A 15,286-nucleotide genomic window follows, 5' to 3' on the forward strand; every position below is an offset into this window, starting at 1 on the left:
AGGAGTCCGGACCCAACAGTTGCTTTGGTGGTAACTGACTAGCGGTTTGGCATCCCGTTCGGCGGGTTGCAGCCAAGGTTCGATGTGTCGCAACGGAGCCAGTTGCCGGCCGCCATGCCGCTGGTGAGGTGGTACCAGATGCCCGTGGGATTGTTGGACGTCTTGTACCAGACCTGGTAGCGGTCGGATTGCGCGGCGGCACCGGCGTCGAGCCATTTGCCTTCACCCACGCACGAGGACGGGTTGCCGGCGCGGAAGCTGTCCGTCCCCTTGCGTGGTTCGGTGCAACTGCGAACGGGACTCGCGGTGATACTCCACGACGAGGGTGGCGGGGGCGTGGGGTCCGTTCCGGAACGCGAATTCGCCTGGCCTGCCGGACCCACCGCCGCAGTAACCGCACGGACCTTCAGCGTCCGGACCTGGTCCCAGCCGCCGGCGGACCGGTCGAAGCGGTTTGCCAAACCGACGTTGATCCATGCTCCCCCTTCGTAGCTGATCTCAAAGTGATCAAGCGGGCGGCCGTTAGTTGTCGGGTTGTTCCAGGTCCAGTGAACGTCGCCGTCTCCCTGGGCCGACGTCCGTCCGTCCACGTTGGGGGCATTCGGCGGGCCGTAGGGGTTGCCGGAGCCGATGTTCTTGGCATCGCTGGAAACGTTGTTCTTGGTGGAGGTGGCGATGATGGTGACCGTGATGTCCCGGCCGTTGGTCATCCCGTTGATGGTTCCACCACCGGCGGGGATGGTTCCCGACCTGCCGTCCGCGTTGTACGTGTACTGGATTTCACCTTCGGTGGAGCCGTTCCGCTGGGCCTGGGTCAGCGGGGTGAACGTCACCTTGAGCTGGCCGCTGGTACCCGTGTCAGCCACTGTGCCGCCGCTGACCGGGTCAGGCTTGCCAGCCGCCCGGATCTGGGCGGACGGGCTGCTGGTCCCGCTGGTGCCGGCCTTGTTGGTGGCCGAGACGGTAAAGGTGTAGTTGGCCTCGGAGTTGTCCACCGTGACGTTCTGCGTAGTTCCTCCCGTCACTGCTTGGGAGGCCACTACTGCCCCGCCCCGAAGGGTAGTGAGGGTATACGAGGATACGGCGTCACCGTTGTTGTTCGGCGCAGTCCAACTGACCTTCAGCTGGCTCTGTGGCCCCACGGAGCCGGCCTGCGAAGCGGTCGGAGCTGCAGGGGTGGCCGGCGGGCCGGCAGGCACTTCGGCGGCTGAGTACGGACTCCACTCGGACGGATCCTTCGCATCATTGCGGGCCAGCACCCGGACCTTGTACGAGACGCCGTTTTGCAGTCCCTTCCAGACGTAGCTGACCGCGGTCAGGTTCTGGATCTGGGCGTTCTGGCCGGGTGGGGCGGGCGAGATCTCCAGGTCATAGGACTTGACCGGGGAGCCCTTGCTGGCCGGTGCCACCCAGTTCACGGAGAGCTGCTTGTCGCCGAAGTTCAGGGTGGGCGCCAGCGGGGTGTCGGGCTTGACGTCGGGACGGACCTCAGCGGACGCCGGGGAGCGGTCCGACTCACCGAATTCGTTAGTGGCCGTCACCTCGAAGTGGTACTTCGTGTTGTTGACCAGCCCGTTCAGGGTGCACGTGTTGGCGGGGCAATCCTGCCTGAAGCCGGACTCACCGTACACCGTGTACTTGGTGATGGGTGACCCGCGGTCTGCCGGGGCGGACCAGTTCAGCAGGGCCGTCTGGTCCCCCACGCTCTGGGCCTGCGGTGTGGTGGGTGCAAGCGGCTTGTCCTTCACGGTCAGGCGGATGCGGGCCGTTGCCCGCCGTGAAGATTCCTCAGTTTTGTCGGCAACTGTGTAGGACACCACCATGGACCCGGAGAATCCCGGAGCCGGTGTCACCACCACTGCATCGCCGGATACTTCTACGTTGCCACTTCCGGTTTCGGCACCGGCCGCGACGATCTTCAGAGCCGTTTCGGGGAACGGGTTGGAGTCGTTGGCCAGGGCTTTTACAGTGACGGGCTTCCCGGCCGCCGCATTGGGCTCCACGTCATCGTTCGCCACCGGTTTGGGCCTGTTGGAAGCCGTCACTGCCAGTTGGTAGGTCGCAGTTGCCTCAAGGCCGCGGGAGTCCTTGGCCTTGACCTGGACTGCGCCCGTGGTGCCGGTCGTTGTTGAACCATCCACGGACGTTTTGAGCGTCTTTCCGTCTATCCTGGCGTTGAAGCTGGCGGGGCTCCCCCCGACAAGTTCGTATTTCATGTTGTCCACGTCGTCCCGGTCCGGATCCGACGTCAGCCGGCTCAGATCCAGCTCCGCAGTCTCGCCCTTGGGGACCTCGACAGTGGCGCCCAGCAGGGTGGGCGGGTTGTTCCGGTTCGGATCGGGCAGGACCTTGGTGCGGATGCTGAGGGTGGATTTCAGGCCCTCGGGATCGTCCGGTCCAGTGCCGTCAGTCACCTCGAAGCTGAGCGATCCCGGCCCGACGTAATCGGTACCCGCGGTGTATTTGAGCGACGTGGCGCTGCCGGCTGTGGGATCGCCGCCATCTGCACCGATGAGCTTGATCCGGTCGGTCTGGGTCAGGCGCGGGGAGCGGCCTTCCCGGACTTTGACCCACTCGTTCAGGTTCACAGTGGCGGACTGGCCGGCGATGACCTCAATCACCTCGTCCTTGGCGAGCGTCGGCACCTGCTGTCCGATTCCCGGCACCCAGATGATGGCGGTGGACTTCTGGCCGTCCACGTCCTCCACGGTGTAGGGAATCAGCTGCGGCTGTTCAGTCAGGTCAACACGCATGTTGCCGTCGGCGCCGGGACGGGCGGTGGTGGCCTCCGTGCTGATTTTGAGGTTTTCGCCCACGCCGTCGGGGTCTTCGTCGTTTTTCAGGACCGGAACGTCCACGGCCGTCTTGCCCATGGTCTGGGCGGAGGTGACCCTGTCGTCGCGGGCGATGGGTGCCTGCAGGGGTACTTCGTTGTCCACCACCACGCGGATGGTGGCCTGCGCCTTGGCGTCGCGGTCATCGGCGATGGTGTACCGCACATTGACCGTCCCCTCGGCCCCGGGAGCCAGCAGGATGATGCGGCCGCTGGATTTGCTGACGGTGGCCTGGAGGGCGTCGTCAGCTTCGATGCCGTCGGTAAGGATGCGGATGAGGTCGCCGTCGGGATCGGTGTCGTTGCCCGTGGCGTCGACGGCGATCTGGCGTCCGGGACGGACCTTGATTTCGTCGTCCACGGGCGTGGGGTTCTGGTTGGTCTCGCCGCGCGGGGCGATCCCAACTGTCACGGTCCCTGTATTGACGGCGCCTTGGCGGTCCACCACCTTGTAGCGGAAGGTATCGGTTCCCGCGCCGTCTCCGGCGGCGATGAAGTCGATGAAGTTGCTGCCCACGGTGGCGGTTCCCATGGCGGGCGTGCTGTCGATGCCGGTCAGCTGCACGGAGTCGCCGTCAGGGTCAATGCCGTCCAGCGGGACCGGGATGCGCACCGTACCCGCGGCGACCACACGTGCGGTCAGGTTCCGGGGTTGCGGGCGGGAGTTCTCCGACCCCTCCAACGGAAGGATGTGGATGGTCACTGCGGCCGCGCTTTTCTGTCCCTGCGGATCCACCGCGTTGTAGATGGCCCGGACCGTCTTGGGCTGGGACCCGGCGATGAACCGGAGCGTGTTCTCTGAGACGAAGCCCTTACCGTCCAGCTCATCCACGTTCTGCGGCAGCACAGGGTCAACGGTCAGCTTTTCACCCTGCGGGTGGGTGTCGTTGTCCAGGACGGGAATGGTCACGACGTCGTTGACGCGGACGTTCACTTCGTCCGGCTTCGGCTGCGGTGCTTCGACGACGGCGGGGGCGGGCACCGGGACCACTGAGACGCTGCCGGTGGCAGACTTGCGGCCGTTGGACATCGTGTATTCGAACAGAAACGGTTCCTTGGTGCCCAGGACGTCGGTGATCCGAAGGACGCTGTGGTCGATCACGCTCACGGACGCGGTGATGTTGTCCGGCAGCTGAACGGACTGCAGGACCAGGACTCCGCCGGAGGGGTCGGAGTCATTGGCCAGCGGGTCAAGGAGGACGCTGCCGCCGGTGGGCATCAGGGCAACGTCATGCACGGCAACGGGGTCGCCGGTATCCTTCCCGGATTCCACGTCAACGCGGATCAGGCCCTGGCTGCTCTGCGGCCCGTTGCTCGCGATATAGGTCAGGTAGACCGGACCCGGGGTGGTGCTCTTGAAAGTGAAGGTCCCGCCGTCGGTCACAGGACCGAGTTCGGCCGGCCCGTTGGCTTCCACCTGGGCCAGCCGCAGGGCACCTCCGTTGGGGTCGACGTCGTTCTTCAGGGGCGCGATCACCAAGTCCTGACCCACCACCGCCGTCACGTGGTCGGCATTGACTACAGGTGCCAGGGCGCCGGGCGGCTGGACGTTGACCACGACTTTTCCGGTGACCGTGGCGCGGCCATCCCAGATGGTTACGGTGACGTTCTTCTTGCCTGCGGTGGCGCCGGAATCCTGGAAAGTCAGCAGGCCGTCGCGGCGGACTTTGACCTGGTCCTGGTCGTTGTCGGCTTTGGCGTCCATCAGGACCAGGTCGTCGCCGTCGGGGTCCATCCAGTCCGTGAGGATGTTCTGGCTGACGGTCTTGCCCTGTTCCACCAGCATGGTGGTGGCGTCGCCGCCGCGCTTGAACAGGGGTGGCCGGTTTTCTTCCGGGCCCACTACGCTCAGCGTCACCTGGCCGCCCGCGGACAGGCCACGGCCGTCAGCGGCGTTATAGTCGAACGTTTCGGTGCCCGGCTTTGCGTCCGCCGGTACCGAGATTTGGAAGGCTGTGCCGCCGTAGATGCTTTCGAGGCTTCCTGCCTTGGGTCCGGCGTTGCCGACGGCGGCGGTCAGGACGTCGCCGTCGGGATCGGAATCGTTATCCAGGACGCTGAGGACGGTGGTGCGTCCGGGGCGGACGCCCACAGTATCCGGTTTCGTTTCCGGCGGTCGGTTGGGTTTGGTGCGGTCGGGCAGGACATTGATGGTGTTGTTGTCGGCCGATTCCTGGTCCTGCTCGTCCGATTCGTTCTTCGGCGGCACCACGTCGTCCCAGTTGTTCACGAGCTGCATGTTCTGGTTCACCAGCCACACATTCCCGGAGTTCACATCGTTCAGGACCACCAGGCCCCGGTTCACCCGGAAAACATACGACGGCGACGCACTCGCCTTGGGCACATCCACATTCTTGTCATCAGCATCGTTAGTGCAGTCCCGCACGTACTTGTTCGCACCCGACCACGCCGCATGCACACAACCGCCCAGCTGCACCGGCGCCGCCGGCACACCCTCACCATCGAAAGTCACCGTCTTCGCCGTAGAACCATCCAAAGGCTGCTTCAACAACGCCTTCTGCGTCGAAATCGCCACAAAATCACTGCCCGGACCGCCCTGCTGCAACTTCGCATCCCGCGCGTTCTCCAACTGCAGCCGCTTCCCGCCCGGCAGGAACAGCTTCCCCGCCGCAGCATCCAACACCACCGGCTTGTCCCCCACCACCGTGATCTGCAGATCACCGGAACCCTTAAGCTCACCCCACGTGCCGGACTCCGACGACGTCACCTCACCGTTAACATCCACGGCCGTGACAGTGACCGTGCCAGTCTTCGGATCCGCAGAATAAATCCGGTCATCAGCGCCCACAGCGGACACCAACCCCTCGGAACCCACCATCACCGGCTCCGACGATTCCTCATCAAACCCGTTCACGGTGGACGGTGACACCGCCCAAACCTTGCCCTTCGCCGCATCCGTAACAGAGATGACAGCGGAACCGAAACTCACATCGGCCGAACCCGGCAACTGCTTATCCCCACCCAGGCGCATATTCGCAGGAGAAACCTGATTCAGCGTCGAACCAGTCTCATCATCCACAAACACATCCCCGGCATGCTGCAAAATATCAAACGTCGTACTCGCCGGAGTCACCGCACCATCAAGAACCCGCGACGGATAATTCAACCGCCCCACAGCATTCTTCGACTTCGACACCACCCACACACCGCCGTCGTTCAACTCCACCTCAGTGGTCTTAAACCCCGGATACAACACCGCACCCGTGACCAACACCACTACCGCAGCACTAAAGGCGGTACCGGTGATCAGCCGCTTGTTGCGTTTCGTGAGTTTGTTGTGGCGCCTTTTCAGCCCAAGCTTCCCCAGCAGAGTTGTCACAGCGTTACTTTTCCCTCAATTTTGTGGCGGCCCCCAGGCCATCCTGTCCAAAGACCCGGTATCGGGCTCTCTGTTCCCCGCGTCAGCCTACCCAAGCTTCGGAGCAGCCGCGATGGGGAGCCCTCCCCAACCGATTCGCTGCCGCATCCGCTCCCAACATCCCTCAGCATCGCGGGATCCCGTGGGAGTAAGGCTGACCGAGCTGTGAGTGTCCCGCGACCATGTAATAACCGACGTTTCGGTTGGAGCCGGGTTCAATCCGGTAGAACGGCTGATCCGGGGTGTTGGTCCAGTGGTCATTCATCATGACGTAGCAGTGGACCACGATCCGCTCGCCGCTGTTGACGTAAAACCACGGCGGGGTATCGCCCTTGTTGACACCTTGGCAGTCGAAGTACGGACTTGGCCGGTAGCTGGCCTTGCCATACTCGAACGTGCAGGTGCGCACCAGGTCCGTGCCCTTGACGACGGTGGTGATCCATTCGCCTTGCGCACCCGAGGACGCGGACGCGGACACCACACCGCTTTCAGTGCCCAGCGAGTTGATGGTTTTCACGTCGATGCGATGCGACTCACTGAATCCTCCCGTGTTGATGACCCTGCTGCCGGACGGGGCCACGTTCTCCCAGCCGCCGCCGTCGATGCTGATCCGGGTACTAACTACGTCATTGGTGGTGGTGGACGGTGAGGACCAGTTCAGGGTCAGCGATTTCTGGTTCATGGCACCGTTCTGCCCGGATGCCGACGGCGTCCCGGGTGACCCAAAGGGGGTGGTCGAGGCCCCGGTGCTGCCATTGGAGCTCGGCGCAACCGTGGAGTGCGCGATCACCGTGATCGTGGTCTGGGTGCCGTTGGCAAAGCCGCCCACCGTTTGGCCGCGGGCGATCGGGCCGCTTTGGCCGGTGCTGGCGTTGTAGCTGTAGCTGACCTCATCCGCGGACGAGCCGTTGCGTTCCGCGGCGGTCAGTTCCTTGAAGTTGATAGTCACTTTCCGCCCGGCTCCTCCGGTGTCCGCGGCGGCGACCGTAACGCCTGAGACCTGGCCGAGTTTGCCGGTGGCGCGCCGGGGTGCCGATGGCGGACTGACGGCACCCTTTCCTGCCTTGTTTTCGGCCTGGACAGTGAACGTGTACTCAGCTTCGGAGTTGTTTGCCGTGAAATTGGCCGTCCGTACCGTACCCGCGATGGTCTGGGTCTGCGGCGCTCCGCCGCCTCCGCTCATCGTGACGTAGTAATTCCTGATCGCGTCCCCGTTGGTATCGGGTTCCGTCCAGTTCACCCGGAGCTGGTTGGTGGTTCCTACTGCAGAAGCCACGGCTGACGTCGGTGCGGCTGGTGCGGCTGGGACTCCGGCCGGGTTGTCTTCGGAGGAGTAGATGCCCCAGTCGGACGGACCGAGCTCGTTGACGGCCTGCGCGCGCACTTTGTAGCGGACTCCGTTGGTCAGGCCGGGCCAGGTGTACGTCAGGCCGGTCACACCGTTCTTGACGGCGATCCCGCTGGCCGGCGACGGGGAGATCTCGAGGTTGTAGCTCTTGACGGCGGAACCCTCGGTCTTGGCCGGTGCCCAGTTGATGACCATGTTCCTGTCGCCCGCCTTGACGGTGGGCGCCTCGGGCGGCGACGGCTTTTCGTCGGGCCGGATTTCGTTCGACTGCGCGGACGCCGGGGAGTCCCCCACCTCGTTGGTTGCCGTCACGCTGAACACGTACTTCACGTCGTTGGTCAGTCCGCTGAGTGTGCACGTTGTGGTGGCGCACTGTTGTTCGAACCCGTTGTTGGAGCGGACCTTATAGCCGGTGATCGTGGCGCCGTTATCCGACGGCGGGGCCCACTTGAGCACTGCGGTCCGGCTCCGTACGTCGGTTGCTGTGGGGGCCGAGGGGGCATCCGGTTTGTCCCGGACTGTGATGCGGACCCGGCCGTTCACCTGGCGGGACGGATCCTCGGTTTTGTCCGAGACCGTGTACCGCAGCACCATGACGCCCTTGGATCCTTCAGCCGGCGTCACCGTGACAGAATCCCCGTTGATGACGGGTTGGCCGGCAGCGGATCCGGTTTCGACACCGACTGAGACAACCTTGAGCGGCGTGTCGCTAAACGGATTGAAGTCGTTGGCGAGGACGTTAATAGTCTCGGCCCGGCCCGCGTTGGCTTGGTCGACGACGTCCTCGTTGGCGGTGGCAAGCGGCCGGTTTGATGCCACGACGGTGGCCGTCACTGACGCCTTGACAGCTCCGGAGCGTCCGTCGGTGACTTTCAGCGGGATGGTCCCCTTGCGGCCCGCGGCCATCCCGGCCTCGGAGCGGACGTTGAGCGTCTGCCCATCAATCGTGGCTGTGAACCCTTCGGGCGTGGTCCCGTCCAACTCGAATGCGAGCTTTTCCTGGTCCCCGGCGTCCACATCCCTGGCCAAATTGCCCAAGTCCAAGCTGGCTGTTTCGGCCTTCGGCACTTCGAGGTCGCTTCCGCTGAAGGTGGGCTCGTGGTTGGCGTTCGGGTCCGGAATGACCTTGGTGATGATGGTCAGCGTGGATTTCAGGCCCTGCGGATCTTCCGGACCGGAGCCGTCCGTCACTTCGAAGGTGAGGGAACCGGGACCGACGTAGTCCTTGAGTGCCGCGTAGCGCAGTGTCCTGGCATTACCACCGATGACATTCTGGGTGTCGGCGCCCTGGACCCGGACCTTGTCCGCCTGGGTGATCTGTGGAGCGCGGCCGTCCCGAACCCGGACGTACTCGCTCAGGTCAAGCGTGATTTCCTTGCCGGCCATCACTTCCACGACGTCGGCGCGGGCCAGGGTAGGGTGCTCTTCACCCTGCCCGGGCACCCAGACGACAGCGGTAGCATTCTGGCCATCGACGTCGGTGACGGTGTACGGGACCAGCTGGTCCACCGGTGCCAGGCTGACCACCACGTTGCCGTCGCCGCCGACCCGGGCGTTCGGGTTTCCGTCCGGCAGCGTGATCGTGAGTTCGGAGGCCACGCCGTCGGGGTCGGAGTCGTTTTTCAGGACAGGAACGTCGACGGCGGATTTCCCCAGCGTCTCGGCGGGTGTGACGACGTCGTCCTTGGCAGTCGGGGTTTTGAGGGTGGCGTCGGGGCTCACCCTGACCCTGATGACGGCACTGCCCTGGGCCTTCTTGTCGTCCTGGATCTTGTAGCCTACGCTCTCGTTGCCGGCGGCGCCCGGCGCGGTCAGCAGTACCCTGCCGCCGGCGGCCGTTTCGACGCGGAGCTCGGGCCGGGCCTCGAAGGCGTCGGAGACCAACCCGAGCGGGTCACCATCCGGATCTGAGTCGTTACTAAGGGCGTCCACGGCGATCTTGCGTCCGGGCCGCACTTCCACGGAGTCATCCATGGCGATGGGTTTCTGGTTGTTGGGCTCCGGCGGAGCAACCCCGACAATCACCGTGCCGGTGTTCTCGGCGCCAATCCGGTCCCGGACGCGGTAGGTGAACGTGTCGGTCCCGGCGGCTGTTCCGATCGCTGTGAACTCAAGGTAGCCGTCCTTGACTACAGCCGTTCCCATCGCGGGGGCCTTATCCACCCCGATCAGCTGCACGGAGTCGCCATCGGCGTCGATGCCGTCCAGGGGCACGGGGATTCGCACCACCATCCCCGACACCACGCGCGCCGTGAGGTTTTTGGGTTCGGGGCGGGTGTTGCGTTCGTCATCGCGGGCGCGGACGCGGATAGTGACCTGTTGGGAGTCCGACTGTCCGGATTCGTTGGTGACCTTGTAGATCGCGTAGACGGTCTTGGGCACGTCTCCGGCGATAAAACGCAATGCGTTGCCCGCGCGGAAGATGCGGCCGTCGGCGTCGTCCGGCTTTTGGGCCAGCTCCGGCTCAAGCGTGAGCTTCCCGCCGTTGGGGTCGGTGTCGTTCTCAAGGACGGGAATGGTGACGACGTCGCCGACCCGGACTGACACTTCGTCCGGTTTGGCCTGGGGGGCCTGGAGCTTGGCCGGCGCGGGCACTACCAGGACCGCGATGTCCCCGCTGGCGGAGGACTTGCCGTTGGAGATCGTGTATTTGACGTTGAGCTGGCCCTGCGCCCGTATATCGGTGATCCTGACAACGGAATGATCCACCACCGAGACGCTGACCGGCAGGCCGTCGGCCGCCGTGACGGACTGGACCACAAGCACGCCGCCGGAGGGGTCCGAGTCGTTGCCAAGGACATCCACCAGAACAGTGCCGCCGCTGGGCAGCAGGGCCGTGTCCCGCACGGCGACGGGGGCGCCATCGCCGTCTCCGGAAACCACGTCCACGCGAACCAGCTGCTGGGCACTGGCCGGACCGTTGGTCACGAGGTAGGACACGTAGTGTGCGCCCTGGGCCGTGGAGTTGAAGGTGAAGGTCTGCTGGTCCGCGCCCATGGTGGCTGTGGAGTTGCCGTCCGGCGTGATCTGGGCGAGACGAAGCGCACCGCCCTGCGGATCGGAGTCGTTCTTCAGCGGTGCGATGACAGTGTCCACACCGGCGACGGCGACGACGTGGTCTGCGTTGGCGATGGGCGGCAACGCACCCGGCGCGCGCACGTCCACTGTTACTTTGCCCTCGGCGGTCGACTGGCCGTCGGACACCGTGAGGGTGACCACCTTACGGCCCGGCTCCGTACCGGCGTCCTGGAAGGTGAGCAGTCCGTCGGGCCGGGCTTTGACCTGGTCGCGGGGGTCGCTTCCGGTGGCACTGACTACGTAGAGGTCGTCGCCGTCGGGGTCGGTCCAGTCGGTGAGGATGTTCTGGCTGACGATTTTGCCGGCCTGCACCACGAGCGTGGTGTTCCTGTTCGGTTTTTGCCGCGGGGCGGAGTTCTCCCCCGGCGGGATGATATTGAGGGTGATGTCGGAAGAGGCGGTGAGGCCACGGCCGTCATCGACGTTGTATTTGAAGGTCTCGGAGCCGGTCTTCTCTGCCGGGACACTGACCTGGAAGCCGGTAGAGCCGTAGATTGGGGCGAGGAGCCCGGATTTGATCGGTTCCGGGGCACGGACCGTGAGGATGTCGCCGTCGGGGTCGGTGTCATTGTCCAGCACCGGGAGGATCGCGGTCCTTCCCGCGCGTATCCCAAAAGTATCCGGCTTGGCGACCGGCGCGCTGTTGGGTTTGGTCCGGTCCGGCAATACCGTCTGCTGGACTTCGTCCGCGGAGTCCTTGTCGGCGTCGTCGGACGTCTGTTGTGGCGGAATGACGTCGTCCCAGTTGTTCACGAGCTGCATGTTCTGGTTCACCAGCCACACATTCCCGGAGTTCACATCGTTCAGGACCACCAGGCCCCGGTTCACCCGGAAAACATACGACGGCGACGCACTCGCCTTGGGCACATCCACATTCTTGTCATCAGCATCGTTAGTGCAGTCCCGCACGTACTTGTTCGCGCCCGACCACGCCGCATGCACACAACCACCCAGCTGCACCGGCGCCGCCGGCACACCCTCACCATCGAAAGTCACCGTCTTCGCCGTGGAACCATCCAAAGGCTGCTTCAACAACGCCTTCTGCGTCGCAATCGCCACAAAATCACTGCCCGGACCGCCCTGCTGCAACTTCGCATCCCGCGCGTTCTCCAACTGCAGCCGCTTCCCGCCCGGCAGGAACAGCTTCCCCGCCGCAGCATCCAACACCACCGGCTTGTCCCCCACCACCGTGATCTGCAGATCACCGGAACCCTTCAGCTCACCCCACGTGCCGGACTCCGACGACGTCACCTCACCGTTAACATCCACGGCCGTGACAGTAACCGTGCCAGTCTTCGGATCCGCAGAATAAATCCGGTCATCAGCGCCCACAGCGGACACCAACCCCTCGGAACCCACCATCACCGGCTCCGACGATTCCTCATCAAACCCGTTCACGGTGGACGGTGACACCGCCCAAACCTTGCCCTTCGCCGCATCCGTAACAGAGATGACAGCGGAACCGAAACTCACATCGGCCGAACCCGGCAACTGCTTATCCCCACCCAGGCGCATATTCGCAGGAGAAACCTGATTCAGCGTCGAACCCGTCTCATCATCGACAAACACATCCCCGGCATGCTGCAAAATATCAAACGTCGTACTCGCCGGAGTCACCGCACCATCCAGAACCCGCGACGGATAATTCAACCGCCCCACAGCATTCTTCGACTTCGACACCACCCACACACCGCCGTCGTTCAACTCCACCTCAGTGGTCTTAAACCCCGGATACAACACCGCACCCGTGACCAACACCACAGCGGCGACACTAAAAGCGGTAGCTGCAAACCAGCGGGGCGGGCGGATGCGCGGTCCGGCTGCTGTCGCTCCCGCAGCGCGCGCAGATCGGCGAAAATTCACGGTTCGGTTCCCCCAGGTAAGCCTCCGGCAGGGCCGGTCTCCGGCCAGCTATCGCCGGGCATTCACGACTATAGCGCTATTCGCCATCAAATGGATAAAATCGCTGCTTCCGGTTTCAGGCTCAGTCCAGGACCAGGCCCTTGCCCAGTCCCCTGGCAAGGCGGACGGGGTGGATTTCCCCGAAGCCGCGGACGTTTTCGGCTGGCTGCGGGAGCAAGACGAAACGCTCGTCCTGGTCCAGGGCGGAGGCTGTCATGGAATCCACCAGCACGGTTCCCGGGTCCGCCAGAGTGGTGAGCCGGGCGGCAAGATTCACGGTAGGGCCATAGATGTCTCCGAGCCGGGACAGGATCCGGCCCCAGACCATCGCCACGCGGGCCTCGGGCAGGATCTCGTCCTCGGTGAATGCCTGGGCGAGGGCAAGGGAGATCTCGGCCCCGGCGGCGGGAGTCTCGGCAATGTAGAGCACTTCGTCGCCGACGGTCTTGACCAGGCGGCCACCGCCTACGGAGATGATTTCAGCGCATTTGTTCTCGAACCTCTGGACCAGCCTGGCGAGGGTCTTCTCATTCATGCGCCGTGACAGGCTGGTGTAGGACACCAGGTCAGCGAATCCGACGGCGCGTGCCAGAGGCAGCGGAGCGTCATCCTCGTCGCCTTCGCGGCCCTCCTCGCTGGCCTGCAGGCCGGCTTCAGCCCGAACGGCGAGCCGCTGGACACCGGCATTGAGTTGGCGCCGCCAGCTATAGACCAGCATCTCCTCAAGGGCGTCCACCAGCGCCGGAAGTTCGTTCACCAGCCTCTTGCGTGCCACCGCATCGGTGACTCCCTGTTCATGGACCATGTCCTCGACCAGGGCTTCGATCTGCCAGACCACCATCCGGTCGGTCATCTGCCCAATGGCGCGGGTCACGGAGATCGCTGCCTCTTCGGTCAGCTTCCCGGTGCGGACCAGGTCCACCACGGTGGACAGGGCTGCCTGGTCGCGTTCCGTGAACGCCACGTCCTCATCGCCGAAATTCGGAAAGCCGAGCGCCCGCCACAGTTTGCGTGCCGAGAGGAGGGACAGCCCTGCGCCGGCTGCGACTTCGCGGCGCCGCAGTTTGCGGTCGCCACCCAGGAGCCGGGCTTCAAGTGCCTTGGCAGCCAATCGTTCCGCGGAAAGGGTTCCGGTGGCGGGGTGCACGATGGCAGGCCGGGCGTCGACACCAGGAGCCGGCTGCTCCTGCTGCTCGTCATCGTTCATCTGTCCCACCTTCTCTCAACTCCCATGGCAGCGTCCCGCGTTCCTCCGCAGGGTCGGCTGCCCCAAATTCCACGTCCCCGGGCAACTCGTCGATGGCATCCAGGATAAAGTCCCGGAATCTGGCAACTTCCGGCACATCAACAACTGTGACTATCCCCTGGTATCCGGTTTCCAAGGATATATTCCCTGACCGCAATATGCGCTGCCCCATTGTCTGGGTAAGCATCAGGTTGCGGACCGCTGCCAGGTTCACCTGCTGGTCCCGCCGCTTCAGCATGCCGTATCTGGCAACTATCCTGCGGCTGGTGAGTGTGTAACGGGTCCCCTGCCATTTCAGCAGGCGTGGGAGGCAATAGGCCAACCATATCCATGCGGCGCCGAGGATGCATCCTGTGACCAGCCAGGGAGACCATTCCCGGGAGAGCGCGGGGACCAGCCGTTCCGCTTCCCCCCGGATGATCCAGGCGCTGGCGAACGCCGCCGCCGCGGGAGCAGCGATGAAGGCTGCGGCTGGCACAATCAGCTTCCTCGGCTGGGGGCGCGTGGTAACTATCACCTGTTCACCCGGCACGAGGTTTCTACGCATAACCGCTTTCGGTCCCTTGCCGCGGCGCTTGGCCCGGCGGGGTCCAGGGGCGGAGGTGCACGACGTCGCCGGCTGTCACCACATGTTCATGAGCGGCACCGTCGACAACCAGCAGGGAGCCGTAATCGTCCAAACGCGTTGCGTGCCCGATGATCTCGTGGTCACCGGGCAACTGGGCTTTGACCTGCTTGCCCAGGGTCACCAGGACGGCTTCCACCCGTTTGTGCAGTGACGGGCCGCCGGCCATCCCGGCGGCGGGATCGCCGTCGGCGTTGCAGAAACTGCGGTAGAGCACGGCGAAATGGGAGAGATAGCTCTTGAGCAGCAGCGTCCTGTCCACCGTCACGGGCTGCTCCAGTGCTACCGAGGTGGCCGTAGGGACGGGAAGTTCGGCGGAACTGAGGCTGACGTTCAGGCCGGTGCCCAGGATGACCGGCGGCGCGGAGCCCTCCACCATGGGGCCAAGCTGGGCGAGGATTCCGGCGATTTTCCGGCCGCGTACCAGGACGTCGTTGGGCCACTTGAGCTCCGCAGGGATGCCGGCAGTCTCCAACAGAGTTTCCCGCAGCGCCAAGGCGGCCAGCAGGGATAACCAGGAGTAACACTGCGCCGGCAGCGGCCGCCCCTCGGCGTTGACGGGCCTGAGCACGATCGAGACAGATACGGAACTTAAGGGAGGGGCCTCCCACCGGCGGTCAAGGCGGCCCCGGGCTGCTGTCTGGTACTCAGCAGTCAGGACAGAAAGATCCGGCCAGGACTTCGGCTCCACAGCGACAGACCGCAGGAGGTCGGCGTTGGTGGAACCGGTGGAGTCCACCACCACGAGCTTCGCGATGCCTGTGGCGGACAGAAAATCCTGGTCTGCCAAGGCTCCGCGGTTCAACGGTATGCCCGGGGCGTGTGCGTCATCCATGCTTGAATCCTATCGACTTGCCCACCCGCGGGCTCCCGCG

The 15,286-nt window shown here is 64.5% G+C and carries 5 protein-coding genes; all 5 read right to left on the minus strand.

The genetic code is table 11. The features are described from left to right. Nucleotides 1-38: 38 nt before the first annotated feature. On the minus strand, nucleotides 39-6,173 hold the full coding sequence (locus tag V9L17_RS00060; protein ID WP_337349991.1) for an Ig-like domain-containing protein: 6,135 nt from the start codon (nucleotides 6,171-6,173) through the stop codon (nucleotides 39-41). Between the two features lie 163 nt (nucleotides 6,174-6,336). Next, nucleotides 6,337-12,000 (minus strand): Ig-like domain-containing protein, encoded by a 5,664-nt coding sequence (locus V9L17_RS00065; RefSeq protein ID WP_337350413.1) that lies wholly within the window; start codon nucleotides 11,998-12,000, stop codon nucleotides 6,337-6,339. Between the two features lie 622 nt (nucleotides 12,001-12,622). After that, nucleotides 12,623-13,747 carry an adenylate/guanylate cyclase domain-containing protein gene (locus tag V9L17_RS00070; RefSeq protein ID WP_337346543.1) on the minus strand — a complete coding sequence of 375 codons (1,125 nt, stop codon included), beginning with the start codon at nucleotides 13,745-13,747 and terminating at the stop codon, nucleotides 12,623-12,625. Continuing rightward, entirely contained in the window at nucleotides 13,737-14,333 is a 597-nt protein-coding gene (locus V9L17_RS00075; protein ID WP_337349992.1) for a PH domain-containing protein, read from the minus strand. The genes V9L17_RS00070 and V9L17_RS00075 overlap by 11 nt, the downstream gene beginning before the upstream one ends. Continuing rightward, entirely contained in the window at nucleotides 14,326-15,246 is a 921-nt protein-coding gene (locus tag V9L17_RS00080) for a biotin--[acetyl-CoA-carboxylase] ligase (RefSeq protein WP_337349993.1), read from the minus strand. Before V9L17_RS00080 ends, V9L17_RS00075 begins: the two co-directional genes overlap by 8 nt. Nucleotides 15,247-15,286 lie beyond the last annotated feature (40 nt).

Source organism: Pseudarthrobacter sp. CCNWLW207 (genome assembly GCF_037203945.1).
Classification (GTDB): domain Bacteria; phylum Actinomycetota; class Actinomycetes; order Actinomycetales; family Micrococcaceae; genus Arthrobacter.